Here is a 23,637-nt window from a genome sequence, read left to right as displayed (position 1 = left end):
CTACCGACACCCCTTGACCACGTACGGGATCTTGAGACCATGAGCAGGCCATGGCAGGCTCAAGCCGCATGATCGATGAGTTCGCGAAGGACAATCTGCACGGGAGACTACGGCGGGACCGCGAGGCGCTGCTCTGGAAACTCGACGGCCTGTCCGAATACGACGCCCGCCGACCTTTGACGGCGACCGGGACCAACCTCCTCGGCCTGGTCAAACACGTGGCCACCGTTGAGGCCAGGTACTTCGGCGAGGTTTTCGACCGCCCTTCCCCGGAACCGCTGCCCCGATGGCAGGACCACGACGGCAGCGATCTGTGGGCCACCGAGGACGAGACCGGCGATCAGATCATCGGGTTCTACCGGCGCACGTGGGAACACTCGGACGCGACGATCAACGAGCTTCCCCTCGACGCCCCCGGCCACGTGCCGTGGTGGCCTGAGCCATATCTCAACACGAACTTGTTCGCCGTCATGGCCCACGTCCTCAGCGAGTCCGTCCGGCACGCCGGACACGCCGACATCCTGCGCGAGGGCCTCGACGGCCGGACCGGGCTGCGCGCAGAACACGAGCAGCAGATAAACGAAGAAGCCCGCGCAGCGTACTGCGCGAAGATCGAGGAGGCCGCCAGGTCGGCCGCACCGATCAAGGCATAGCTAGTTTTTAACGTCGTTACCGAGACGGGGAGTTGGCGCTCGCCGGCTTCTCGGGGCTGGTGCGCGGCGGCGGTGCGGCTCTGGTGTGATCATGTGTGTTGTCGAGACCCTGGCGGCAGCCCAGGCTCTGGGGAGCGGGCGCCGTGCTCATGCTCGTCAGATGGAACGTGCACTCACCCACGCTTCTCGCCGTGGGAATCGGGCTCGTCGTACCGGGACATGTCGCGTGACTTGATGTTCGTGCGGCATGACGCCGGTCGTGCCGGCGCGTTGTGGGTGGCGTGCAGGTAATGTGCCTCGGTCGGTCACACATGTCTCCGCTGCCGCCGACTCGTTCGAGACCCGCTAAGAAGGCGCCCCTGACCGTATCGAACGCGTCAGCGCTCCGAACCAAGGAATCTCCCGTACGTCGTCCAGATCGGATGCAAGACATGCCATCCGCGAGAACCGGCGAGGGAGCCTGAATGACGAACGATGATGCCTCTTATTCAGAGCGAATATTCGAGTCCAGCCTTGAGGGATTTCCGCACACCCTGCAAGGAATCGGCACCATTGCGAAGAACACCAAGGTGTACGGGGCCGGGGTGGCTGTGAATGGGGCGGTGGGAATAAAGCAGATCGCCGATGAAGCCGGTCGATATTTGCACATCCATCGGCACCCGATTCAGGAGAGCCGGGAGAGCCAGGAGCCCAATTACTACCAAGTAGGCAGCGGGATCGTCAATACGGCTGGAGCGGTCATCTACGGCGCATCCAGTGCGGGCGCACTCAGTTCCACCTTGGGTGGAGTGGGTGCTATAGCTCAGGGACTGTCCTACTATGCGGCAAAGTTCCTCCCCCGGGCCGTGGGGGAATTCAATGATTCCTCTTTCAGTCGAAAGATGGCGGACGCCAGTCGTGAGGGGTTTCCGCTCATCCTTCAGGGGATCGGTACGGTCACGGACAATCTCACCGTCTATGGGGCCGGAATCGCGGTGAATGGACTCGTGGGACTCCAGCAAGTCGTCAACGAAGCCGAACGGTGTCTGAAAATATACTGGCATCCGAACGACGCCCACCCGAAGCCGAACTACTACAGGATGGGCAGCGGATTCGCCAACATGGCCGGAGCCGCGGTCTACGGTGCGTACAGCGCCGGCATCCTCGGCCCCGTAGCGGGTGGGGTTGGTGCGATAACCCAGGGAATGACTTACTACGCCACCAACCTTCTGCCTCAGGATGCAGGGAATTACTGTCCGCCGCTTCCCGTGCACAACAGCCGGACCGCAGACCCTGAAGCGTTGCTGCATCAAATGCCCGCGCACTCCATTCCCCGGCCCGCCACTGCTCCAGGCAGTACCGCAATGGCCGAGGTGGCCGCGCTCCGTGTCGCAGGATACGAGAACCACGGCCCCAGGGAAGGATCAGCGGAAGCCCATAACGCCTCCAAGGCGAATCAGCCGTATGTACGGACGGCGGTGAACGGAAACTCCGCACACCACTCGCGCAGGGCCACGATTTAGCCATCTGCCGATCCGGGCATCCGTTCAACTCCCCCGCCGTCGCCGGTGTCCCGCGTACACGACGATCCGCTCGCCGCGTCGATCCGCTCGCCGCGTACCGGGACACGGACGGGTCTTGCCCCCTTCGCGTTCCGTGTGCAATCTTTGAGGCATTCGCGCCATGGAAACGTTTCCACGAGGAGGTGGAGCCGGTGACCACGATCAAGGACGTCGCGGCACGGGCCGGAGTCTCGCTGGGTACCACGTCCCGCGTACTCAGCGGGAGCAGCCAGACGTCGCCCGATTCCCGGTCCCGCGTTCTCGCCGCCGCGGCCGAGTTGGGCTACATCGCCAACGGTCCTGCCCGTTCGCTGCGGCGCTCCCGTACCGATGTGCTGGGGCTGCTCGTCTCGGACATCCGCAACCCGTTCTTCTCCGAACTCGCCCACGCCGCGGAGCAGGAAGCCCGTCACCACGGGTACACCGTGCTGCTGGCCAACGCGAACGAGGACGCCGAACAAGCCGACGCATACCTGCGGACGTTCGCGTCGCAACGCATCGACGGCCTGCTGTTCTCCCCGCAGGGCACGGTCTCGCCGCAGCTCGCGGCCACGCTCGCCTCGGGGCTGCCGCTCGTCTTCCTCAACCGTACGATCGAGGGCGTCGACGCCCCGCTGTACGGCACCGACAACGCCGAGGGCGTCGGACACGTCCTGGCCTGGCTACGCCGACGCGGGCACCGCGACGTCGCGTTCATCGGCGGACCCGACACGATCTCCACCGGCGCGGAACGCCGTGCCGCCTATCTGGCCGGGCGAGAGCAATACGGGATCAGCACAGACGACAGGCTCCTCGACGCCGGTGACTTCCTGGCCGACGGCGCGGCCGATGCGATGGGCCGCATCATCGACCGGGGCGTGCCCTTCACTGCCGTCTTCGGTGCGAACGGCCTCACGACGCTCGGAGCCGTCCGCGCGCTGCGTGAGCGGCTCGGTGTGGAGCGGGCCGCATCCGTCGAGGTCGTCTCCTTCGACGATCTCGACTGGTTCGAGTTCGCGTCACCACCCATCAGCGCGGTCCGCAACGACGCGTCGTCGATCGGCCGCCTCGGGGTGCGCGGACTGGTCGACCTCCTCGCCGGCCGCGACGCACCCGGGCAACGTATCGCCACCTCATTTGTCGACCGGTCCCCCGGGGTCGTCCGATGAGGGGTCGTCCGATGAGCGCGTGAATCACCGCCGTGGGCCGTGTCAGCTCGGGCGATGCCATGTGCCTGAGTACGCGGTGGAGCACCCCATCACCACGGCGTCCGACGCCGGCCACGTGACCCCACCTCCCTGCGCACACCCCGTGCGCCGCCATCCCCTACCGGGCCGAACTCAGGCCCTCCCCTCCGAAAGGACCAGCCGGTGAAAGTCGCTCTCGGAGCAGACCATGCGGGATACCCGTTGAAGGACGCCGTGCGCAGGGCCATCGAGGACCTCGGCCACGAGATCGTCGACTGCGGCACCCACACCTCCGACCCCGTCGACTTCCCAGACATCACCCGCGCCACCTGCGACATGGTGCTCTCCGGCACGGCGGACAGGGCCGTGCTCGTCTGCGGCACCGGTCAGGGTGCCGTGATGGCCGCCAACAAACTGCCGGGCATCCGCTGCGGTCTGGCTCACGAGCCCTACTCCGCCCACCAGGCCGTCGAGCACGACGACGCCAATGTCATCGCCATGGGCGCCTGGCTCGTCCCGCACGCACTCGTGCCGGACATCGTCCGCGAGTTCCTTGCCGCCACCTTCGACGACGACGAGGACACCCGCCGCAGGGTCGCCAAACTCAACGCGCTCGACACTCTGACCCCACCGGCCTGATACCGCCCGCCTGACTGGTCGCCGGCGGGCGAGATCCCGCCACGCCCTCCCCGTACACCCCCACCGAACGCCGCCGAACGCCGCCGTGCATCGACGTGCGTCGCCTCGCCATACCCAGATGCACCGGAAAGGGCCCCCGGCCCAGCCCGTGCGGCGGCCCGGAACTCCCCCACCACGCACACCCCCCACCACGCTCACCCCCACCACGCACACACGCGATCCGGAGACCACCCGCAAGGAGAACCGTCATGTCCACCAGCACCGTTGCCGGACGGCGGAGCGTGCTCGGCTCGAAGGACCGCTTCAAGACCGCGGTCGCCGCAGCCGTCGGCACCAGCGTCGAGAACTACGACTTCATCGCCTACGGAACGGCGTCCGCGCTCTACTTCGGAGCCGTTTTCTTCCCCGAGAGCGACCGGTTCGTGGGCACCCTCCTGTCGTTCGCCACCCTCGCGGTCGGCTTCGTCATGCGCCCGCTCGGAGGCGCGATCGGCGGCTACTTCGCGGACAAGTTCGGCCGGAAGCCCGTCCTGGTCGCCGCCATGGTCGTCATGGGCGCCGCCACCTTCCTCATCGGCGTGCTCCCGACCTATGAGCAGGTCGGTGTGCTCGCACCGATCCTGCTTGTGGCGATCCGCATGGTCCAGGGCCTGGCGTTCGGCGCCGAATGGGGCGGGGCGATCACCATGGCCTACGAACACGCCCCGTGGCACCGCCGCGGCATGTTCGCCGCCATCCCCCAGTCCGGCAACCCCCTGGGTATCGCACTCGCCAGCGGCGTGTTCGCCTGGAGCGCCACACTCAACGGCGACTGGCAGTGGCGAACGCCCTTCCTGCTCAGTGCCGTCCTCGTCGTCGTGGCGCTGATCGTGCGCTCCCGGCTCTCCGAATCCCCTGAGTTCCAGGAGGCCCAGGCCAGTGGCCGGACGGAGAAGAACCCGCTCCGTGCGTCCCTCCGCGACGACTGGCGGAGCATTCTGCGGGTGATCGCCCTGCGCGTGGTCGAGTCCTTCGCCTACTACTCCACCGCGACCTATCTGCTCAGCTATATCACCGAACGCGACGCGGACCTGCGCCCCGTCGCTCTCGGGGCCATCACGGCCGCGAGCATCCTGGCCATCGTGGTCACCTTCCTCGCCGGCACGCTCACCGACCACATCGGGCGCCGCCCGATCTACATCGCGGGCTGCACGGCAGCGATCCTGTTCGCCTTCCCGATGTATCTGCTCACCAACACCGACCGGCCGGTACTCGTGGTGTCGGTCTTCATCATCGGAATCGGGTTCATCCACGCCTCGCTCACCGGGACGCAGGGGTCGCTGCTCACCGAGCAGTTCCGTACCGCCACACGCACCTCGGGAGCCTCGCTCGGCTATCAAGTGGCCGCGGCCGTCGGCGGCTTCGCGCCGCTGCTCGCCGCCGCCCTGGTGGGGGCCTTCGGCTGGCCCGGCGCCGCTCTGCTGTATCTCGGCGCTGCCGTCATCGGCCTCGTCGGAATCCTCAGCACCAAAGAGACATGGGGACGCCAGGAGCGGCAGCGAATACGCGCCCTGGTCGCCGAGGAACGCCGTCTCCTGACGTCGTAGAAATGGTCGCCCTCTTGACGGCCGCTCACCTCATGGTGATTAGTTGAGAGCGCTTTCTGTCGCGGACATGATCAGGAGGAAGCCTGATGTCCCTCTCCCGTTGGCTCGCCGGCATCATCCCGCTCGGACTCGTCGGCGTACTTGTCCTCGGGCACGTCGCGACCACCGCCGGACCCGCCGAAGCACACGCCTCGGTGACGGACGGACGGCCGTCCACGCTCGGCCGCCCCCTCGTGGGCGGCGCCGACCCGAGCGTCATCAAGGTCGGCGATCTGTATGTCTCGGCCAAGTCCGTGGACGGCGGGATCGCGGTGCGGACGGCGACCAACCTGGAGGACGTGGCCACCGCGCCGAAGCACCAGGTGTGGCAGGACACCGGCGATCTCGGCGAGGTCTGGGCTCCGGAAATCGTGCACCATGACGGTCAGTACCGCATCTACTTCGCCGCTGGGCGAGGCGCGGCCCATCGGATGTACCACATCGGCTCGGCCAGCCCGGACACCGGATACTCCGCCGCCACCAAGGTGGCCCTGCCCGACGACAAATGGGCCATCGACGGGGTGCCCTTCACCTTCGGCGGCCAGCGCTGGTTCGTGTGGTCCGGCTGGTCCGGTGACACCAACGTCGAGCAGAACCTCTACGTCGCCAGGATGAGCAGCCCCACCGCGGCGACCGGCGGCCGTTACGTCGTGTCGCAGCCGCGCGAGCCGTGGGAGCGGGTCGTCGGCAACCCGTACATCAACGAGGCGCCCCAGCCGATTGTCGACCCCAGCGGGCAGTTGCACATCGTGTACTCCGCGAACGGCAGTTGGAGCAGCAACTACTGCATCGCCGACCTGCGGCTGCGCGCCGGCGGCGATCCCACGTACGTATGGGACTGGTACAAGAGCAACGGCTGCTTGTTCGGCTCGTACGCCTCCACGATGATGTCGGGCTGGACCCCCACGCTGAACGTCGACGGCCCCGGCCACCACACGTTCGTCCTGCCGCGCGGCGACGTCGCCGCAGGGCCGCCGTCCGGCAACCGGTTCCCGACCATGTTCCACGCGGTCGCGAAAGGCACCCCGTACTCGTGGTCCAACCGCTACTGGTACTCCGGTACGGCCGTCTGGTGGAGCAACACCACGTACCGCAGGGCCAATGTTCCCGGCGCCCCGACCGACGTCGGGTACAGCCTCAAGTTCTTCGAGTAGGAACCCGTCCGACACCTCTCGCGAGGAGGAGTTCTGCTGTGTTCGACCTGTCTCCGCTTTCCCGGCGCCGCTTCCTGGAAGCGACGGGCGCCCTCGGAATCGCCGGTGTGATCGGAGCCGGTACGACGGTCTCCGCCCAGGCAGCGGACGGCGGCAGCGTCGTACCGATCAACTGGCCGGGGCTGGGTTCCTACTCAGGAGCGGACGCGGCCGGGGTCCGGGTGACAACTGTCCTGGCCGGGAGCGCCCGTTACCTGATCGGGCCCTGGTACGCCGCCACGTACACCCACTATCTTCCCGACGGCTACATCGATCTCAGGGGAAGCGACGAGCGGGCCGTCCGCCTGCCTGCAATGGCCGCGGTCGCCGCCACCACTGCCCTGGTCACGGGCGTATACGACCCGCGGACGCTGTCGGCCGCGAACGCCACCATCCGTACCCGCAATCTGATCCGGACCCTCGCCGCCCGGCACCTGGCCAACAACACCGACACCGCGACCCGTTGGGGCGGCGGCTGGCAGACCGCATTGTGGGCGTACTACACGGCGCTGTCGGGCTGGCTCTTCTGGGACCGGCTGGACGACACCACGCGCGGTCATCTCGTCGCCATGCTGGTGTGGGAAGCGGGCCGGCTCACCACCGGCAACGGCGTCCACCTCATCGGGACCAGCGGTGATCAGCTCTACATGACCCGCCGGGACGGCACCGTCGTCACCCCCGGGGACAGCAAGGCCGAGGAGAACAGTTGGAGCGCCGCCGCGCTCTCCCTGGCCGCGTCGATGATGCCGGGCCACCCAGGCGCCGCGCGCTGGACACGTCGCAACATCGAGCTGCTGCTGGCAGCGGCAGCCAGACCGGCCGACCTCACCGGCTGCACGACCGTCAACGGGATTCGCCTGTCCACCTGGTTGCAGGGGACCAACATCGCCGACGACGGCACGCTGGAGAACCACGCACGGTTGCACCCCCTGTACATGGTGTCGTTCGACCAGAGCCTCTACCAGGGCTTCGTCTTCGGCCTCGCGGGCCGGGCGGCGCCGAAGGCGGCACTGCACAACATCAAGCAGACGTACGCGGCCCTGGTGGACAAGCCGTTCCCGCTGCCGGGTGGAGGAGCCACACCCATCTACCGACCGGGCTCCGCGGAGATCCACTATCCCGAGGGCAACGACTGGGGTAGTCACTTCCCCTTCTACTTCGGCAACTTCGACCTTCTGGTCTCCCTCACCGGGCAGGACCGGGGCATCACCCCGCGCGCGGCGGAGTGGGAGCGCCTGCACAACGACGCACAGCTCGCCCTGATGTCCCGCTTCAGCGACGGCCGGACCTACGGCGCCACCGGCGAGAACACCTACTACGGGCGGGAACACCGCATCGGCGCCATGGCGGGACAGCTGTATCTCACGCTGTTCCTGGCCCGCAACGCGACGGGCAACCGACTGCGCTGGAGGTGAGACAGAGCCGGCCTCCGCCACCGAGGGGGCGGAGGCCGGCTCTGTCAGTTCGTTTCGCGTAGACCTCGGCTCAGTTCACATAGACCTCGGCACGGTCGACACTCACGAAGGAAGCGCCGGACTGGGAGTTGTGCTCTCCCGTCACCCGGACGCGCAGTGTGTGGTTGCCGTGGGGAAGCCTTGGGCTGACGTACTGCACCGCCTCGCCGACGCGAATCGCGTTGTGGAAGTCGACCTGTTGCTCCGGACCGCCGTCGACGCTGATGGCCGCGTAGCCGTTGCCGGTGTCCTTGACGGAGAGCAGGGCGATGCGGGTACCGGTGAAGGTGAAGGTCGCTGTGGCGCCCGCCCGGTCGCTCCAGTGGTCGTCGCTCCAGAAGCACTGCGTGGCACAGCCCGTACCGGAGTTCCACGTACCGGTGTAGGTGACGCCGCCGGGCCCGCTGGAGCGGCCGTCGTCGTTGATCCAGTAGTTGCCGGACCCGGGGTCGCCGGAGGGCAGGTCCTGGGTGGCGCCCATGGCGAGGGGGCGGCCGAAGTCGGGGCTGCCGTCGGCCCGCCAGGTGAACTTCTGCGCCCGTGTCGTGCGGTTGCTGTAGGTGTTCACGGACGTGGTCTTCGCGTGGTAGACGATCCAGTCCTCCGTGCCGTCGGGAGACTGGAAGAAGGCGTGGTGGCCCGGTCCGAACACCCCCCGGTCGTCGGCCCGCGAGAACACCGCACCTTGGTGCTGACTCCAGTTGCCCGGCACGAGCGGGTCGGCGCCCAGTGGCATCGACATCATCCAGACCTGGTAGTCCGGTTTGCCCGTGTCACAGGTGGAGTAGGTCATCCAGACCCGCCCGTTGCGATACAGGAACTCCGGCCCCTCCCGCACCTCGGGGCAGCCGCCGGCGCCGTTGATGGCGACGGCGTCGCCGGAGACGGTGTACGGGTTGGACATCGGGGCGATGTTGAGCCCGTTGTGCTGGTACTGGTTGATGCCGCTGTACGCGAGGTAGAGCCGGCCGCCCAGTTGGAGGATGCCCGCGTCGATGGCGAAGTCGTTGGCGTGGTTGGGCGGGGCGAGTTTCGCCTTGAAGCGGTACGGACCGGCTGGGTCGTCGCCCTCCGATTCCAGGACGTACAGCCGGTGGTGTTCGTCGACGCCGTCGTCGGCGGTGTAGTAGAGGTACCAGCGGTCACCGAAGCGGTAGAACTCCGGCGCCCAGATGTTGCGGTTGCGGGACGGGTCGGAGTCGGTCCAGACGGTGACCGGGTCGGCGGTCACCAGTGTGCCCAGGGACGGCGAGCGCCACATCCGGATGCTGCTGCCCTGGGTCGAGGTGAGGTAGTAGTTCCCCTTCCAGTGCGTCATGAAGGGATCGGGGCCGGTGTTGAGGGGGTTGCGGAACGTGCCGGCCGCCGCGGCGGGGACGCGCGGCGCGGCATCAGGTGCGGGCTCCACCGCGCCGGCCGGAACGGCGGACACGGGCAGCAGGCTCACGAGGAGCCCGAGGAGGGCGGCGACGAGGAGGGCGGTACGCGCCCGAGGAGGGTTGGCGGCGCTGGGAAACATGGGGGTCCTTTCCGCAGCTCTTCGCATCGACATGCCGGACATGCCTTTACATCGATGTAATGACGGGGCGTCACGCTAGGAAGGACGGAACGCGGTGTCAATGGTCGAGAAGCCGCCGCTTCGACTCACGGGCTCCACAGCGCACCCGCGCCCTCCGCACCCCGGGCGGCCTCCTCGGGACCGTCGTCCCGCCCCCGCTCAAGCCGCGCTTCAGCGGCGCTGTCTATGGTCACGCCCGGCGCTGCCCTCGGGTGGGTGGCGGCGGCTACCGATGGAGGCGCCATGGAGATCCCCGTACGGCTGCGAAGGGCCCGCTCCGCGCTGCTCCTGGTCTTTCTCGTCCACGGCGCGGTCTTCGCGCTGCTGGTCACCCGGATCCCGGCGATCCAGGACCGTTACGGGCTCAGCGACGCCGCGCTCCCCATGTTTCTCGCCGCCGTGCCGGTCCTGGCCGGCGTCGGCAGCGTCACCGTCTCGCGTGTGGTGCGCCGGGTTCCCGCCCCCGTGGTGGTACGTGTCCTCCAGCCCCTGATCTGTCTGTGCCTGGTCGGGGTCGGCGCGGGCGAGGCCGTCTGGCAACTCGTCGCCTGTCTGGGGGTCTTCGGGCTGCTGGTGGGTGCCATGGAGGCGAGCCTGAACATGACGGGCGTGGGGATCCAGCGCGGCTACGGTCGCAGCATCATGCTGGGCTTCCACGGTGCCGCCAGCCTCGGCGGCATCCTCGGTGCGGTGCTCGCCTGGGCCGGAGCCCACTGGCACCTCTCTCTTCTCGTCCTCTTCGCCGGTTCGGTGGCCCTGTTGCTGCCGTTCGCGGTGCTGGTCGGCTCGCGCCTGACCGGACAGACCGGCGGGGCAGGAACGGTGGCCGACGGCCGTGCCGCGGCCGAACCGGCCGCGCGCTCCTCGTCCACGCAGCCCCTTTCCTCACGGTCCGACCGCCCGCGCGGAGGAGTCCCCTGGAAGCCGCTGCTGCCGCTCTGCCTCATCATGACCGTGGCCGTCGTCGCCGACTCCACCGCGACCAACTGGAGCGCCAAGTTCCTTGAGGACACCCTGCACAGCTCGGAGGCCATGGCGACTGTGCCGTACGCCCTCTACATGGCGACCACCCTGGTGGGGCGCGGTCTCGGGGACGGCTGGGTACGGCGGTGGGGAGCGGTGACCGTGGTACGGGTGGGCGCCCTGCTGGCCGCCCTGGGGTTCGCCGTCATCGCCGCCGCGCCGGAACCCTTCACCGGAGCGCTCGGCTTCGCGGTCCTCGGCGCGGGCCTGTCCGTGATCCTGCCCCAGCTCTTCGTGGTCGGAGCGCAGCGCCTGCCGGGGGCCGTGGACACCGCCGTGGCCCGCGTGAACCTCTTCAACTACGTGGGCTTCCTGATCGGCCCGCCCTTGGTCGGCGCGGTCGGCGCGGCCGTCTCATACCGGGCGGCCATGTGCGTACCCCTGCTCCTCATCCTCGGCGTCCTCTTCGTCGCCGGCACCCTGGCCCAACCGGACGCCACCCCGGCCGACTCCGACTCCCGCCCCGAATCCGACTACGGCTCCGGCCCGGAATCCGCCCCGCAGGTCTCGCGGTCCGAGGCGTCCCCCACCACCACCGGCTGACCGCGCCGGACGGAACCTGCGAGCGGGAGATGCGCCGACCCGCAGGAGCAGACCATCGTCCAGAATCAGTGCATGGACGTTCCCAGGCTGCTGGAGGCGGCTTCCTTGCTGGTCCCGGAGGAGGTCGCCACCGAGAACGACGTCACGGTGAACGACGTCTGGGAGTACCTCACCCGTGACGAGTGGGAAGTGACTCTCGGTCTGCTGGAGGAGCTACTGGAGGAACGAGCTGAGGTCCACCCGCTTCCGCTCGGCTTCTGGCAGGCACTCGCCACCGCCGCCGAGCAGTTGCGGCTGGAGAGAAGCGCGGCCTGGTCTCATTGGCGCTGCTACGAAACCCGGCATGGCATCATCCGAGCCGACCTCACCCTCACACCTGCCGACAAGGCCCGCCGAAAGACACCCTTCTCGGGAGCCGGCGTACTCCGACCCATGTGGGACATCGGGCGCCGGACCCCGACAGGCGAACCGGACCTCTGCGTCGCCGCCCTGTGGGCGGAGTTCACGCCTTCCATGGAACCCGGCGGGCGCGCCACGGTCCGCCTCGCACCACTCTCCCCGTCGAACTGGCAGCACCTTCAACCCGGTCAAGTGATCACCATGCACGAGGACCGGACCCTCGCCGGAACGGCGGTCGTCGTGGACATCCAGCGCCCGCCGACCCCGGCGACCGCACCACAGCACCCGTCACCGTTCTCACGCTGACACACCAAAAACCAGCACCCACATGCTGTTCCTGGGAATGTGGAATGGGGAATGTGCGAAACCGATCGTGGCCCCCGCTGCGCGGCTACCGGTACCCCCGCTTGAGCAGGTACTTGGCCCCTGCCTCGAAGCCCTCGGGGCTGAGCAGTTCGAACCCGAAGGCGTCGGCGAGACGGTCGGTGGTGTTGAAGGCGGCGCAGACCGCCAGTGCGTCCTGGATTTGCCTGCGGGAGACGCCGGCGGCCAGCACTGCCCGCATGTCCTCGGCGCTGATGTTTCTCTCCTGGGTCAGCTTCCCGAGCATCCGTAGCGTTGCCCGCAGTGGCTCCGCGACGGGGGCCGATTCCAGGTCGGCCAGTACCGCCGCGACGCGCGGGCCGTCCTGGTATGCCTGACTCGCCGTCGCGGTGTGTGCGCCGACGCAGAACGCGGACCCGTTCACCTTGGACACGTAGGCCGCCATCAGCTCCCGGTCGCCCACCGACCAGTCGGACGGCCCGCGCATCGCCTCGTGGGTGAACACCTTCGCCCGGGTTCCGTAGAAGTCGGGCCGGTAGAAGACCAGTTTGGCGGCGTCAGGTAGCGGGTGCCTGGAGAACAGCCGGATGACCGCGAACAGCAGCTTGGTTCCGGGGCCGTAACCGTGGTTGAGGATGTCAAGCCGCATGATCCGGCCCGCCCTCGCCACTCGCTTCGGCCAAGGCCGCCAGTCCGGCTTCGTACAGCCGGTCGGACTCGCCCACCGCAGCGCATACCACCAGCTCGAACAGCTGGTCCTCGGTGCAGCCCGACGCCTTCGCCGCATCCAAGTCAGCCGCGGTGACCTGCGCAGGGCTGTCCGCGACCTTGCCGATCAGCGCGTCCAACGGCGGGGCGAGGCCGTCGTTGCTGAAGGCACGTGAGCGCTGCTCCCTGGATGCCCTGCCCTCCCCGCTCAGCACGCGATCCACCAGGGCTCGGTGAGCTGCCCGCTTCTTGTCCTCGTCCGGCACGGCTTCCACGGCCTCTCTTACTACTGCTGGGCTGTCCGCCCTCATGAACTACATGAACACGACGACCGGCACACCGCTGAATGTGACAAGCAGCGGCAGAAAGCCGACCACTGTGACATATCCGCAGGTCAGGCAGGCTCTTTCCCGGCCGCCGTCTTATGCACCGTCGGACTTCATGGCCGGACCTTACCTGGAGGAGGTGACGCCCGCCGGACGGGAAAACGTCGACGGCGTCGGCACGTCGTGACCCGCGCGACCTTCGTGACCTTGCCACAGGGCGGCCCGTACACCGGATGCCGACGGAGCCGCAGGCGTCAGACGTCGGCCGGTGGGGATGCGGCGCCCCTGCCCTGTCCGGCCTGTCCGACCTGCGTGGTACGGGGGCGGTCGAGGAGCAGGTCGGCGGCGCGGTCGAGTACCTGGGTCCGGGTGAACTCACCATGGTCGGCCGCCAGGAAGTGGGCGCCGATCGCCGCGCAGAACGCGAGCAGGCTCCGGGCCTCGACTTCCTCGGCGTCGGAACAGAAGGTGCCGATCATCTCGCGCAGCAGTGCCATCCGCCGGTTGTCGACCCGGCGCAGGCGTTCCGCGACGGACTCGTCGTGCCGGGCCCAGGCGCGGATCGCGAGGTCGATGGGGAGCAGTCGGTCATCGGAGAAGGTGAGCATGCCAGCACGATGGATCTTGGACTTCGGGTCTCCGCCCTCCTCCTCGATACGGTCGATCACTTCCTCGGTGCTCTCGCGCTCCCAGGTGTCGAGCATGGCCGCCAGCAGTGCGTTCCGGTCGGCGAAGTACCCGTAGAAGCCACCCTTCGTGACGCCGAGCCGCTTGGCGAGCACCTCGACACGGACGGCGTCGGGGCCCGCTGTGGCCAGCGCCCGAAGACCCTCCTCGATCCATCGCTCCCGCGGGGTTCGTAGCGCACCCAACTGTTTCCCACCTCACCCGCAGCCACTATACGGCTGCGTATAACTGAGCTAGCGTCGTCCTATACGCCACCGTACAACCAGGCGGAGGACACCATGCCCTTCTACAGCCGCAAGCCGGAACCCGTGCGCCGGGGGCCCGACCGCACCACCCGTTCGCCGGGCACCGTGTCAGGCACGGTGGGAGTGCATCGGATCCCCGGGCCCTTACGCACCCTGAGCGCTCTGCCGGGACTCGACTACGCCGATCACTTCGCCCTTCCAACCGAGGCCACCGCCACGCCGGAGCGATGGGCCCGTGCCCTGTTCGGCGACATCCCGAGCCCGGCCGAGCGGTTCATCTGGCGCGGCCTGCTGGGTCTGCGGCTCAGCGGTGGACGGTCACCGGACACCGTGGCCGGCTGGCGTATCGCCGGTCGTGGTGAGGACTGGATCCGGCTTGAGGCGACGTCCTGGTTCCTGGACTGCACCCTTGTCGTCCGGTCACCCCGCGGGCAGTTGTCGCTGGGCACCTTCCTCCACTACCGCCGCCCTCCAGGCCGCGCGATATGGCGCCCGCTGTCCGCCGTCCACCGGCGACTCGCTCCGGGACTGCTTCGCGACGCCGAAGCACGCATGCGCGCGTCCGCGCATTGCGGCGAGCCGAACGCGGCCGGGAGGTAAGGGGCAGCGGTCACCCGTCAGGGCTGGATCTTCTCCAGATCCTCCAGAAGACCGGGGTGCTTGGGCTCCCAGCCGAGCGTCTGCCGGGTGCGGGCGCTGGACGAGGGCTGGTCGGCCTCGAAGATCGGGCCGAGAGGGCCGTAGGTCGCCGCCGGCACCTGCTCGACCGGCAGGCCCAGCCGCCGACCGATGACCGCCGCGATGTCACGCACCTCGTCCCCCTCGTCGGCCACGGCATGCCAGGAGGAACCGGCCGGCGCCTGCTCCAGCGCGAGCCGGAAGAGGACTGCGGCGTCGAGCGCGTGCACGGCCGGCCAGCGCTGCGTGCCGTCTCCCGGGTAGCCGGACACTCCGGACTGTCGTGCGATGCCGGTCAGCATTCCGGCGAACCCACCCGTCCCCTGGTTGTGGACCGTGCGCGGCAGGCGTACGGCTGTGCTGCGCACCCCCTTCTCGGCCAGGTCCAGCGCAGCCGTGACCGCGCGGCCACGGCCGCCAACGGGCCCGTCGGTCGGCGGCGGGTCGGCCTCGGTGGAGGCGCGGCCCGGCGTATGGGGCGTACCCGAGACGGTGACCAAGGGCCGGTCGCTGTCGACGAGTTCCTCGCCGAGGGCCGCGAGGGCGGCACTCTCCTCGGCGACCGACTTTGCGAGGGCATCGGGGCTGCTGAAGTCGTTGCTGAACGCCAGGTGGATCACCCCGTCGGCCTGGGCGGCGCCCGCGCGAAGGACGTCCAGATCGGCGAGGGCTCCCCGGAGCGGCTCGGCGCCGGCCGCCTCGGCGGCCCGTGCGGACGCGTCGGAACGGGCGAGCGCGAGGACGGTGTGGCCGTTGCCGACCAGTTCGGCGACGACGGCGGAACCGATCAGACCGGTGCCGCCGGTGACAAATACACGCATGGAACCCTCCCACAAGTGATGGGACTCTTGTCCCGTCACTCTAACAGGGTGACGGGACAAGAGTCCCATCACATAAGGTGGACCCATGAGCCGATGGGAACCAGGTGCACGCGAACGCCTCGTCATAGCCGCCGTCGACCTGTTCACCGAACAGGGCTACGACGCCACGACAGTCGCGCAGATCACCGAGCGCGCCGGAGTCACGAAAAGCACCTTCTTCCGGCACTTCCCCGACAAACGCGAACTGCTGGTCGCCGGGCAGGAGACGCTGAGCCGGCTGCTGACCGAAGGAATCGCCGAGGCGCCGGACAGCGCGAGCCCGCTCGAAGCCGTCGCCGCCGGACTCCAGCGCGCCGCCGGCGCAATGGGCCCCATGAACCGCGAACTCGCCCCCCGTCTCAAAGCAGCCGTCGCCGCCAGCACCGAACTCCAGGAACGCGACGCCCTCAAGACCGTCAGCCTCGCCGCCGCGATGACCACCGCCCTCATCGCCCGCGGCATACCCGACCCGACCGCCGCCCTCGCAGGCGAACTCGGCGTCCTCGCCTTCAAACGCGGCTTCGCCGAATGGTCCGAGAGCGATCGCGGCACCGAGGACGGACTCGCCGGATACGCCCTCGCGGCCCTCGACGAGTTGCGAGCGGCGAGCGCATCCCTGGGCTGACCCCATCCCCCAAGCCCTGGCGCGGCGACGCGTTGTCCCTCCGGACCGTCAAGGACACGTATGCGCAGGTCCGCATCCGCATCCACATCCGCATCCGCATCGGGGCAACGCCGGTTGCCGATCGAAGATCGCCGCGCAGTAGGCTCGTTCCGCAACACGACGCGAAGGGGTAGCTCAGTGGCGCGGGTTGCGGTGATCGGTGCGGGTATCAGCGGGCTGGGGACGGCGCTCATGCTTGGCCGGCGGGGTCACACGGTCACGTTGTTCGAGCAGGACGCGCGTGAGGCCGGGGAGGACTTGAACCGGGACTTCTTCCGGTGGGCCAGGCCCCGAGTGCCGCAGGCGAACCAGCCCCACTCCCTCCTCGCGCCCGTCCGCACCGTGTTGCGTACGGAGGCCCCTGATGTGTACGGGGATCTGCTGGCGCGCGGAGCCCGGGAGTACCACGACTTCGACTGGTTCGGTGAGCATCCGCCGCATCGGGCCGGTGATGAGGACTTGGTGACCCTGCGCACGCGCCGCATCGTGCTGGAGGCCGCCTTGAGCGCGGCCGTGCGGCGGGAACCCGGCGTTGATGTACGGCAAGGTTGCCGGGTGCACGCCCTCGCCCTGCGGGAGGGCCACCGCCCTGCCCGGGTCACCGGCGTTCAGGTGGGCACGGAAAGGCACCAGGCCGACCTCGTCGTCGATGCGTCCGGTCGCCGCTCGCCGGTTCCCGCCTGGCTGATCGCGGCCGGCTGCCGCCCGCCCGTGGTCGAAAGCCACCGCACGGGGATCGCCTATCTGTGCCGCTGGTACCGCGTGAGGGCCGAAGGCCCGCGTGACCCCGGGCGGGTGAAGACCGGCTCGACCGCACCGTTCGCCCTCGCCGGTGTCTTCCCTTCCGACAACGACACCTTCGCGGTGAGCCTGGTGCTCTCCACGAGTGATCCGACTCGCGGCGCACTCACCGACCCTGCCGTGTTCGAGGCCGCCGCCCGCCGCTTCCCAGCCACCGCCGCCTGGCTCGACCTGGGCCCCGAACCACAGTCACCGGTCCTGGCGATGGCCGGGCTGGACAACCGCTGGACCGCGCTCGCCGATGACGACGGACCGGTCGTCACCGGCCTGGTCCATGCCGGGGACAGCCTCATCCACACCAACCCGACCTTCGGCCATGGCGTCGCCCTCGGCCTGCGCGCCGCCCAACACCTGGCCACCCATGCCGACCAGATCGCCACGAACCCCACCGGCTACCACACTTGGGCAGCGCAGACCCTTCGCCCGTGGTTCGACACACAGGTGAGGTCCGACCGCGCCGACGGGCAGCGCCTCGCCGAAAGCTCACCACCCACAGACCGGCGGGCAGCCGCTCTGGCGGCCAGCGCCTTCGACGATCCCGTCGTCATGAGAGCCCGAGCCCAGGTACGCCACCTCCTGCGCCCGGCCCACGACGCCTACGGCACCGACGAAGTGAACCGACACGTCACCGCCTGGCTGACCGCCCACCCGGACTTCGCGCCTCAACACGACGGCCCGACCCGCGAGCAGTGGGACGCACTCATCCCCGCCCAAACTGCTGGTTCTGGTCGGATGTGAGGCTGCCGGTTCCCGTCAGTGGGTGTCTCTGATCGCATGGCCCTCGTCTTGAGTTGGTACTTGAACAGCTCAGTTGGCATTTTGGGGGTGTGACCGCACACGCGGCGCTGGGGCACGGGTATGGACGCGGCTATAAGCTCGCCGGACGAACGGGTGTGGGTGTGGGAACGGGTGAGACACGGGAGCGCTGGGAACTGCTGCCCGAAGTCGGTGTAGGACCCCTGCGGTTCGAGATGAGCCCAGCCGAGGTCGCCGACGCACTGCAGGTGTCTGGCCGCAGGTACAGGTGGGTGGCCCATACGGGCAGGAAGACTTCGCCGACGGCGTGAAGGCGTTCTACGACGCGGGCAAGCTGGTGTGCGTGTCGCTGGACGCGGTCACCGGCCCGCAGGTCTTCCTTGGGGGCTTTGCGCTGGCAGGCCGCGATCTCAAGCAAGCGCACCAGTACCTCCTCGACTTCGCCGCCGAGCATGGGAACTGCCTGCTGTACACCCCGATAACTCGCTTTCCTTGACCGACCTCGGGATACTTATGCGGTCACAGCAGATCGGGGACGTGTGCCTCTCCCGCCCACTCGTCGTAGCGGAGGAGTGGCTGGAGTCGGAGTACTACCGAGACCGGCTGCCGCTGGAGGGCATCCCAGCCACGGATGAATAGCGGTGCCAACGCGAGTGCGGAGAAGCAGGGTTAGTCAGCCCTCGGACGACACCAGTTTCCTGGGCCGGCTACAGGTGGCACTTTGCCGGGCCAGGCGCCTACCCAAGAGGTGGGACCGGCTCCACCCCCGTCTGGCTGTGGTGGTCCGGCACCGGTGCCACCACACAGGACACCGACCGCTGTTGGCAGTCCTTCCTGAGGCGCTTCGACGCCGAGCACACCTTCCGACGCTCAAGCAGACCCTCGACTGGAGCCGGCCCAAGCTGCGGGACCCGCGGGCCGCCGACCGCTGAACCTGACTCGTCCTTGCCGTGCACCGAAACCCAGCCGGCCCGGCCCCGGCCGCCCACTCGGCTCGAAGAGCCGGCGGAGAGCCACCCGCTACGACGTCGGACGGGTTCTCGCCAGGGGCGAGTCCTACAGCCAACCCGCACACCACAAGAAGGGGACGAAGCCCCGGCGAACAGCCGATGATGGCTGTCAACAGGCTGCTCGGGTTGCAGCTTCAGTCGGAGATTTTCAGGGGGCAGCCATGGAGCACAGCTCTGGGCAGAAGAACAGCGAAAGCGCCGCTCGTTCTCGGTACGCCCGGGACATGCAGGCAGAACGGCACGCTCTGCGCGAGGCTTTGCGTTCTGACTTGCCCGCCGCCCATCTGGGTTTGGGTGTGACCGTCATCGCCTTGATCGTCGTCGCCAGTTTCTCCGGCCCTCGATGGACCTTGATCGTTGCTGGCGCGTTCACGGCCTGGTTCCTTCTTGCACTGGCGGTGATCCACGTCGGTAGCGGCCGTGGCTGGGACGCTGTTCGCCGGGCCTACATCGCCACGTTCGGCTGGGGCAACTGGATCTGAACGTCCTTCGCCGCGAGCCTCCGCCGGGGCCAGACGACAAACGACAAGCTCAGAACTTGCCCATGTGCTGCGCGGTGCGATGCCCCAACTGCCGACTGAAGGCCGTGCAGAACTCGTCGGAGAGCGGGGGCCAGCCCCAGAAGTCGAAGGCGAGGGCGCCCACCGCGAAACCGGACTCCCACTGCCAGTCGGTAACCGGGACCGAGGCTCCGCAGGTGGAGCAGGGGGCACTCCCCTCTCCCGTTTCCTTCCAGGCGGCGATGCCGTCCCTGAACGGCCGCCACGCGTCCTCGTCCGCCTCGAACTCCTCCGGATAGTCGATGATCACGGTCCTGGTTTCGCACCTCGGACAGACGGCGTACGCCGCTTCGTCCGCTCCCTGACCGCCGACGTGGTAATCCCGTCCGACGATGACGGCCACCGGGCCCGGCAGCCAGTCCGGGTCAGATGAGTCGGCAACGGCCCGTGCCCAGTGGGGACCTGGCACATAGCCCTGGTCCATGGTCAGGCTGTACACCCCGTCTCTGGACAGCTCACGCGTGATCACACCCTCTGTGACCATCCAGTCGACCACCCGCTCCGCCAGCGGCCCGGCCTCCTCCCCGGTCACCTCGACATCAACGATGCGCTCGAAGAAGTCACCCACCGTCCCCCACCTCCTGTCGATCAGCCTCGGAGACCCACTGTGCCACCACCCTCCGACACCAGCCCGGCACCGGTGAGGAAATCGATCTCCCTTGGCAGGTGATGGGCTTTCAGAGATGATCTTCGGATGAAACCCACCAGTCGTCGTACCGTCCTGACCTCCGTGGCGGCCGTTGCCGGCCTGCCCCTGTTGACCGATCTGTCAGGCCGGAGTCAGACCGCCGCGGCGGCCACGGCCGAGCCACAGCCGCCGTACACCTCCTACACCAACCTGTTCAACAGCAAGATCCACACGCAAGGCAAGCACTGGGCGCGCCGTTTCCGCCGTACGCCGTTCGAGCTGATCGAAAATTCCAGCTCCACCAGCGAACCCATCCGCAGCACGGCGATCATCGCGCCGCACGGCGGCGGTATCGAAGACGGCACCAGCGAACTGTGCCTGGCCATAGCCGGCTACACGCTCACCGGACCGGGAGCCACCCCTCCCGCTCCGCTTCCGGGTGTGCCGCAGCGGGACTACTGGATGTTCGAGGGGGTGGCCGACTCCAGGAATCTCCATGTCACGTCCACCCTCTGCGACGACCCGGCTGCGCTCCATATCTGCGGCGGCAGCATGTACGCCGTCTCCCTGCACGGGTTCGATGACGGCGACGCGGCCCGGAAGATCATCATCGGGGGCGCACCCGAGGACCCGAACAATCCCGACCTCAACAATCCTGTCCCGGGCAGACCCGACAATCCGTTGCAGTTGAAGAAGAACCTGCGGGCCGCCTTCGCCAAGTACTACGCCGCCGGCGGCAGCGACCCCGCCCGCGCGGTAGAGGTGGTGATGGCCCGCCCCGGTGACCGGCTCGACGGCGACGACGCCGACAACATCGTCAACCGCACCCGCACGGGATTCGGCGCCCAACTGGAAATCTCCCGCGCCCTGCGGGACGGGATGTTCGGCGACATCACCAGTGCCGCGAACCGCAGGAACACGGCGGGCGTGGGCACCCGTAACGAGAGCTACTTCTGGAACGGCTTCGTCAGCGCCGTACGCCAGGCGGTCGACGACTACGAACGCGGCATCATCACCTCTTAGGACTGTCCGGCCGATCATGTGGGAACGGCTCCGGCCGTTCCTGCCTGTCAGCAACAGGCTTTGTTTGTGGCCGGTGGCGGGACGTACGGGGCCGTCGCGGGTAGTTCCACGGTGACACGTATTCCGCCGGCAGAGCGCGGGGTGAGGGTGAGTGTTCCGTCGTGTGCGTGGGTGATGGTCTTGACGATTGCCAGGCCGAGGCCGACGCCTGGATGGTCGGCGTGTACGCGTTCGGTGCCGCGCTGGAATGGTTCGGTGAGTGTCGAGGCCAGTTCGGGGGTGAGTTCTTGGCCGGTGTTCTCGACCGTGAGCATCACAGTCTTGGGGAGGACGCTCGTATTGATCCACACGGTGCCCTGATCAGGCAGGTTGTGGACGATCGCGTTGTGCACGAGGTTGGTGGTCAGTTGCAGCAGGAGCGCTTGCGATCCGATCGTGGGGGTGATGTCGCCGGAGGTCTCGATAGTGACGCCGCGTTTGTCCGCGAGCGGGAGGAGTGTTTCGGTGGCGTCTTCCACCAGCAGGGACAGGTCGACAGGTTCTCGGGTGAAGGACCTCTGATTGGCGCGGCTGAGCACGAGCAGTGCTTCAGTGAGGTTGATCGCTCGGGTGTTGACCGCATGGAGGCGGTCGATGACTTCACCGGCGTCGTGGTCCGGATCGGTGCGGGCCACGTCGAGAAGCGCCTTCGATGTCGCCAGTGGGGTACGCAACTCGTGAGAGGCGTTGGCTGCGAATCTCTGCTGTTCGGCGACGTGTGCTTCGAGCCGCGCGAGCATCGTGTCGAAGGCGTCGGCGAGTTCGCGGAACTCATCATTGCGGCCCGGTAGCCGGATTCGGTGGGAGAGCGATCCGTTCGTGGCCATGCGCGTGGCGCCGGTGATGCGGGTCAGCGGGGCGAGCATCCGACCGGCGAGGAGCCACCCTCCCACGAGGCCGAACAGCAGCAGGAATGCCAGTACCGCCGCTGCCCTCGGGGCGAAAACGTGCAGGAGGTTGGACCGGACGGGGAACAGATCATGAATGGGGGTATCCGTGGAGCCGGGGACGATGAGCGCGCGTTCGGGGACGTATCGCAGGAGAAACACCCACACCGCCGCGAGCAGCATGACGCCGGCGACCATGAGGAATCCGGTGTAACTGAGGGCGAGTTTGAGGCGGACGCTCAACCCGGGTGCCCTATCCACGCTCGCCTCCCTTGCCCCCGGCGGGACTGTCGCCGGCCTCTGGGCTGTCTCCGGCCTCTGGACTGCGTCCCGTCTCCGGTTGCGTGTCGATGCGGTAGCCGACGCCTGGCACCGTGGCGATCATCCAGGGTTCGCCGAGGCGCTTGCGCAGTGCCGAGACGGTGATGCGTACGGCGTTGGTGAACGGGTCGGCGTTCTCGTCCCACGCGCGTGCCAGGAGTTCTTCGGCTCCCACGACACCGCCATCGGCGGCGACGAGGACTTCGAGTACGGCGAACTGCTTCCTGGTCAGCGCCACGTAGCGGCCGTCCCGGTAGACCTCTCTGCGGAACGGGTCGAGCCGCAGACCTGCGATCTCCCGCACGGGCGGCCTGTTGTAGGCACGTCTGCGGTCGAGCGCTCTGAGCCTGAGCGCGAGTTCTCGGAGTTCGAAGGGTTTGGTGAGGTAGTCGTCGGCGCCGAGTTCGAACCCGGAGGCCTTGTCGTCGAGACGGTCGGCCGCGGTGAGCATGAGGATCGGCATGCCGCTGCCGGAGGCGACGATCCGTTTGGCGATCTCGTCACCGGACGGTCCGGGAATGTCCCGGTCGAGGACGGCGATGTCGTACGTGTTGATACGCAGCAGTTCCAGTGCGGTACCGCCGTCACCTGCGATGTCGGCCGCGATCGCCTCCAGGCGCAGGCCGTCGCGGATGGCCTCTGCCAGATACGGTTCGTCCTCGACGATCAACACACGCATGCTGTCGATGCTACGAGTCGACACATATCGTCGGCGTATCGAAAACCACATACGTGCCGGCAACACCGCACCGCCTTGACTGGCGGCATGGCTCAAAGCCCACCCACAGCACGAACCACGACCCGCCGGACTCACGCGCTCCTTGCCACGGGCCTCGACCGCCCGGAACGAAACCTGGCGCTACGAACTGCGCACCACTCCCTGCAATCCGACTCCGGGTGGTCGCTAGGTTCGGATCATGACGATCACGTATGAGTGGCGGGGCGACGTCGACAACTCGGCTCTCAACAAACTGCATGCCGAAGGGTTCGGTCATCCGGTCGGACAGACGGACTGGCGTACAAGGCTTCGACGTCACAGCCTCGGCTGGGTCTGCGCCTGGGAGGGTGATCGTTTGGTCGGCTTCGTCAACGTCGCCTGGGACGGCGGCGTCCACGCGTTCGTCCTGGACACGGTCGTAACTCAGCGCAATCGTTCGAACGGGGTGGGAGCCGCGCTGGTCAAGGCTGCCGCAGAGGAATGCCGTGCCGCAGGGTGTGAGTGGCTGCATGTCGACTTCGAAGAGCACTTGCGATCGTTCTACTTCGATGCCTGCGGCTTCAGAGAGACGGCGGCAGGGCTGATTGCCTTGTGACCTTGGGCCTCCC

General features: G+C 68.1%; 25 protein-coding genes and 1 pseudogene. 18 read left to right on the top strand and 8 right to left on the bottom strand.

Going from position 1 to position 23,637, the window contains the following annotated elements; all coding sequences use genetic code 11:
- The first annotated feature begins 68 nt into the window (after nucleotides 1-68).
- From ACIQNU_RS17985 to ACIQNU_RS17955, 7 genes are all read left to right on the top strand, one after another.
- Entirely contained in the window at nucleotides 69-653 is a 585-nt protein-coding gene (locus ACIQNU_RS17985; RefSeq protein WP_401366960.1) for a DinB family protein, read from the top strand.
- A 464-nt stretch (nucleotides 654-1,117) separates the two neighbouring features.
- Nucleotides 1,118-2,155, top strand: a complete 1,038-nt coding sequence (locus ACIQNU_RS17980; RefSeq protein WP_401366958.1) for a hypothetical protein — start codon at nucleotides 1,118-1,120, stop codon at nucleotides 2,153-2,155.
- 191 nt (nucleotides 2,156-2,346) lie between these two features.
- On the top strand, nucleotides 2,347-3,342 hold the full coding sequence (locus ACIQNU_RS17975) for a LacI family DNA-binding transcriptional regulator (RefSeq protein ID WP_401366956.1): 996 nt from the start codon (nucleotides 2,347-2,349) through the stop codon (nucleotides 3,340-3,342).
- A 201-nt stretch (nucleotides 3,343-3,543) separates the two neighbouring features.
- Complete coding sequence (locus ACIQNU_RS17970; protein ID WP_401366955.1) at nucleotides 3,544-3,999, top strand: RpiB/LacA/LacB family sugar-phosphate isomerase; 456 nt, start codon at nucleotides 3,544-3,546, stop codon at nucleotides 3,997-3,999.
- A gap of 248 nt (nucleotides 4,000-4,247) precedes the next feature.
- The gene (locus ACIQNU_RS17965) at nucleotides 4,248-5,585 is read left to right on the top strand and encodes an MFS transporter (protein WP_401366953.1); all 1,338 of its coding nucleotides are present in this window, start codon (nucleotides 4,248-4,250) and stop codon (nucleotides 5,583-5,585) included.
- 233 nt (nucleotides 5,586-5,818) lie between these two features.
- The gene (locus ACIQNU_RS17960) at nucleotides 5,819-6,778 is read left to right on the top strand and encodes a glycoside hydrolase family 43 protein (protein ID WP_401367123.1); all 960 of its coding nucleotides are present in this window, start codon (nucleotides 5,819-5,821) and stop codon (nucleotides 6,776-6,778) included.
- 38 nt (nucleotides 6,779-6,816) lie between these two features.
- Nucleotides 6,817-8,232, top strand: coding sequence for a twin-arginine translocation signal domain-containing protein (locus ACIQNU_RS17955; RefSeq protein ID WP_401366951.1), 1,416 nt, complete (start codon nucleotides 6,817-6,819; stop codon nucleotides 8,230-8,232).
- Nucleotides 8,233-8,302: 70 nt separating this feature from the next.
- Here the strand turns inward: ACIQNU_RS17955 and ACIQNU_RS17950 are convergent, their stop codons facing one another.
- The gene (locus ACIQNU_RS17950) at nucleotides 8,303-9,790 is read right to left on the bottom strand and encodes a glycoside hydrolase family 43 protein (RefSeq protein WP_401366949.1); all 1,488 of its coding nucleotides are present in this window, start codon (nucleotides 9,788-9,790) and stop codon (nucleotides 8,303-8,305) included.
- A 282-nt stretch (nucleotides 9,791-10,072) separates the two neighbouring features.
- Here ACIQNU_RS17950 and ACIQNU_RS17945 point away from each other — a divergent pair, with 282 nt between their 5' ends.
- Together ACIQNU_RS17945 and ACIQNU_RS17940 are read left to right on the top strand one after the other, a co-directional pair.
- On the top strand, nucleotides 10,073-11,395 hold the full coding sequence (locus ACIQNU_RS17945; RefSeq protein ID WP_401366948.1) for an MFS transporter: 1,323 nt from the start codon (nucleotides 10,073-10,075) through the stop codon (nucleotides 11,393-11,395).
- Between the two features lie 72 nt (nucleotides 11,396-11,467).
- Entirely contained in the window at nucleotides 11,468-12,100 is a 633-nt protein-coding gene (locus ACIQNU_RS17940; protein WP_401366946.1) for a hypothetical protein, read from the top strand.
- Between the two features lie 85 nt (nucleotides 12,101-12,185).
- On the opposite strand, the gene ACIQNU_RS17935 is transcribed toward ACIQNU_RS17940, so the two are convergent.
- Nucleotides 12,186-12,767 carry a carboxymuconolactone decarboxylase family protein gene (locus tag ACIQNU_RS17935; RefSeq protein WP_401366944.1) on the bottom strand — a complete coding sequence of 194 codons (582 nt, stop codon included), beginning with the start codon at nucleotides 12,765-12,767 and terminating at the stop codon, nucleotides 12,186-12,188.
- A complete protein-coding gene (locus tag ACIQNU_RS17930) occupies nucleotides 12,757-13,101 on the bottom strand; it encodes a hypothetical protein (protein WP_401366942.1) in 345 nt (114 codons plus the stop codon). Before ACIQNU_RS17930 ends, ACIQNU_RS17935 begins: the two co-directional genes overlap by 11 nt.
- Nucleotides 13,102-13,144: 43 nt before the next feature.
- On the opposite strand from ACIQNU_RS17930, the gene ACIQNU_RS17925 reads away from it, so the two are divergent.
- The gene (locus ACIQNU_RS17925; protein ID WP_401366941.1) at nucleotides 13,145-13,339 is read left to right on the top strand and encodes a hypothetical protein; all 195 of its coding nucleotides are present in this window, start codon (nucleotides 13,145-13,147) and stop codon (nucleotides 13,337-13,339) included.
- A gap of 67 nt (nucleotides 13,340-13,406) precedes the next feature.
- Here ACIQNU_RS17925 and ACIQNU_RS17920 read toward each other — a convergent pair whose 3' ends face one another.
- Entirely contained in the window at nucleotides 13,407-14,024 is a 618-nt protein-coding gene (locus ACIQNU_RS17920) for a TetR/AcrR family transcriptional regulator (protein ID WP_401366939.1), read from the bottom strand.
- A 93-nt stretch (nucleotides 14,025-14,117) separates the two neighbouring features.
- On the opposite strand from ACIQNU_RS17920, the gene ACIQNU_RS17915 reads away from it, so the two are divergent.
- Nucleotides 14,118-14,684 (top strand): hypothetical protein, encoded by a 567-nt coding sequence (locus ACIQNU_RS17915; RefSeq protein ID WP_401366937.1) that lies wholly within the window; start codon nucleotides 14,118-14,120, stop codon nucleotides 14,682-14,684.
- Between the two features lie 17 nt (nucleotides 14,685-14,701).
- On the opposite strand, the gene ACIQNU_RS17910 is transcribed toward ACIQNU_RS17915, so the two are convergent.
- Entirely contained in the window at nucleotides 14,702-15,583 is an 882-nt protein-coding gene (locus tag ACIQNU_RS17910; RefSeq protein WP_401366935.1) for an SDR family oxidoreductase, read from the bottom strand.
- A gap of 85 nt (nucleotides 15,584-15,668) precedes the next feature.
- Here ACIQNU_RS17910 and ACIQNU_RS17905 point away from each other — a divergent pair, with 85 nt between their 5' ends.
- From ACIQNU_RS17905 to ACIQNU_RS17885, 5 genes and pseudogenes are all read left to right on the top strand, one after another.
- The gene (locus ACIQNU_RS17905) at nucleotides 15,669-16,247 is read left to right on the top strand and encodes a TetR/AcrR family transcriptional regulator (protein WP_401366934.1); all 579 of its coding nucleotides are present in this window, start codon (nucleotides 15,669-15,671) and stop codon (nucleotides 16,245-16,247) included.
- A 177-nt stretch (nucleotides 16,248-16,424) separates the two neighbouring features.
- Nucleotides 16,425-17,825 carry an FAD-dependent oxidoreductase gene (locus tag ACIQNU_RS17900; RefSeq protein ID WP_401366932.1) on the top strand — a complete coding sequence of 467 codons (1,401 nt, stop codon included), beginning with the start codon at nucleotides 16,425-16,427 and terminating at the stop codon, nucleotides 17,823-17,825.
- 325 nt (nucleotides 17,826-18,150) lie between these two features.
- Entirely contained in the window at nucleotides 18,151-18,339 is a 189-nt protein-coding gene (locus ACIQNU_RS17895; protein WP_401366930.1) for a hypothetical protein, read from the top strand.
- Nucleotides 18,340-18,584: 245 nt separating this feature from the next.
- Nucleotides 18,585-18,951: pseudogene (locus ACIQNU_RS17890) on the top strand (transposase); the annotation flags it as partial.
- Between the two features lie 63 nt (nucleotides 18,952-19,014).
- A complete protein-coding gene (locus ACIQNU_RS17885; RefSeq protein WP_401366929.1) occupies nucleotides 19,015-19,335 on the top strand; it encodes a hypothetical protein in 321 nt (106 codons plus the stop codon).
- Nucleotides 19,336-19,384: 49 nt separating this feature from the next.
- Here the strand turns inward: ACIQNU_RS17885 and ACIQNU_RS17880 are convergent, their stop codons facing one another.
- Complete coding sequence (locus ACIQNU_RS17880; protein ID WP_401366928.1) at nucleotides 19,385-19,981, bottom strand: hypothetical protein; 597 nt, start codon at nucleotides 19,979-19,981, stop codon at nucleotides 19,385-19,387.
- Between the two features lie 126 nt (nucleotides 19,982-20,107).
- Between ACIQNU_RS17880 and ACIQNU_RS17875 the strand changes: the two genes are divergently transcribed.
- The gene (locus ACIQNU_RS17875) at nucleotides 20,108-21,064 is read left to right on the top strand and encodes a poly-gamma-glutamate hydrolase family protein (protein WP_401366927.1); all 957 of its coding nucleotides are present in this window, start codon (nucleotides 20,108-20,110) and stop codon (nucleotides 21,062-21,064) included.
- A gap of 47 nt (nucleotides 21,065-21,111) precedes the next feature.
- Here ACIQNU_RS17875 and ACIQNU_RS17870 read toward each other — a convergent pair whose 3' ends face one another.
- Both ACIQNU_RS17870 and ACIQNU_RS17865 read right to left on the bottom strand, forming a co-directional pair.
- Nucleotides 21,112-22,233 (bottom strand): sensor histidine kinase, encoded by a 1,122-nt coding sequence (locus ACIQNU_RS17870; RefSeq protein WP_401367121.1) that lies wholly within the window; start codon nucleotides 22,231-22,233, stop codon nucleotides 21,112-21,114.
- A gap of 10 nt (nucleotides 22,234-22,243) precedes the next feature.
- Nucleotides 22,244-22,990 (bottom strand): response regulator transcription factor, encoded by a 747-nt coding sequence (locus ACIQNU_RS17865; RefSeq protein WP_401366925.1) that lies wholly within the window; start codon nucleotides 22,988-22,990, stop codon nucleotides 22,244-22,246.
- Between the two features lie 238 nt (nucleotides 22,991-23,228).
- Here ACIQNU_RS17865 and ACIQNU_RS17860 point away from each other — a divergent pair, with 238 nt between their 5' ends.
- Nucleotides 23,229-23,624, top strand: coding sequence for a GNAT family N-acetyltransferase (locus ACIQNU_RS17860; protein ID WP_401366924.1), 396 nt, complete (start codon nucleotides 23,229-23,231; stop codon nucleotides 23,622-23,624).
- Nucleotides 23,625-23,637 lie beyond the last annotated feature (13 nt).

This window comes from Streptomyces sp. NPDC091292 (assembly GCF_044757265.1).
In the GTDB taxonomy this organism is placed as follows: domain Bacteria; phylum Actinomycetota; class Actinomycetes; order Streptomycetales; family Streptomycetaceae; genus Streptomyces.
Note: the sequence above shows the minus strand (reverse complement) of the source record. Positions and strands in the feature narration are given on the sequence as shown.

What these genes read in the sequence shown, in the direction of transcription:
- ACIQNU_RS17935 (WP_401366944.1), bottom strand. Translation starts at nt 12,767, where the DNA reads ATGCGGCTTGACATCCTCAACCACGGTTACGGCCCCGGAACCAAGCTG.
- ACIQNU_RS17925 (WP_401366941.1), top strand. Translation starts at nt 13,145, where the DNA reads ATGAACACGACGACCGGCACACCGCTGAATGTGACAAGCAGCGGCAGA.
- ACIQNU_RS17985 (WP_401366960.1), top strand. Translation starts at nt 69, where the DNA reads ATGATCGATGAGTTCGCGAAGGACAATCTGCACGGGAGACTACGGCGG.
- ACIQNU_RS17945 (WP_401366948.1), top strand. Translation starts at nt 10,073, where the DNA reads ATGGAGATCCCCGTACGGCTGCGAAGGGCCCGCTCCGCGCTGCTCCTG.
- ACIQNU_RS17875 (WP_401366927.1), top strand. Translation starts at nt 20,108, where the DNA reads ATGAAACCCACCAGTCGTCGTACCGTCCTGACCTCCGTGGCGGCCGTT.
- ACIQNU_RS17860 (WP_401366924.1), top strand. Translation starts at nt 23,229, where the DNA reads ATGACGATCACGTATGAGTGGCGGGGCGACGTCGACAACTCGGCTCTC.
- ACIQNU_RS17950 (WP_401366949.1), bottom strand. Translation starts at nt 9,790, where the DNA reads ATGTTTCCCAGCGCCGCCAACCCTCCTCGGGCGCGTACCGCCCTCCTC.
- ACIQNU_RS17905 (WP_401366934.1), top strand. Translation starts at nt 15,669, where the DNA reads ATGAGCCGATGGGAACCAGGTGCACGCGAACGCCTCGTCATAGCCGCC.
- ACIQNU_RS17940 (WP_401366946.1), top strand. Translation starts at nt 11,468, where the DNA reads ATGGACGTTCCCAGGCTGCTGGAGGCGGCTTCCTTGCTGGTCCCGGAG.
- ACIQNU_RS17980 (WP_401366958.1), top strand. Translation starts at nt 1,118, where the DNA reads ATGACGAACGATGATGCCTCTTATTCAGAGCGAATATTCGAGTCCAGC.
- ACIQNU_RS17885 (WP_401366929.1), top strand. Translation starts at nt 19,015, where the DNA reads ATGGAGCACAGCTCTGGGCAGAAGAACAGCGAAAGCGCCGCTCGTTCT.
- ACIQNU_RS17965 (WP_401366953.1), top strand. Translation starts at nt 4,248, where the DNA reads ATGTCCACCAGCACCGTTGCCGGACGGCGGAGCGTGCTCGGCTCGAAG.
- ACIQNU_RS17915 (WP_401366937.1), top strand. Translation starts at nt 14,118, where the DNA reads ATGCCCTTCTACAGCCGCAAGCCGGAACCCGTGCGCCGGGGGCCCGAC.
- ACIQNU_RS17910 (WP_401366935.1), bottom strand. Translation starts at nt 15,583, where the DNA reads ATGCGTGTATTTGTCACCGGCGGCACCGGTCTGATCGGTTCCGCCGTC.
- ACIQNU_RS17865 (WP_401366925.1), bottom strand. Translation starts at nt 22,990, where the DNA reads ATGCGTGTGTTGATCGTCGAGGACGAACCGTATCTGGCAGAGGCCATC.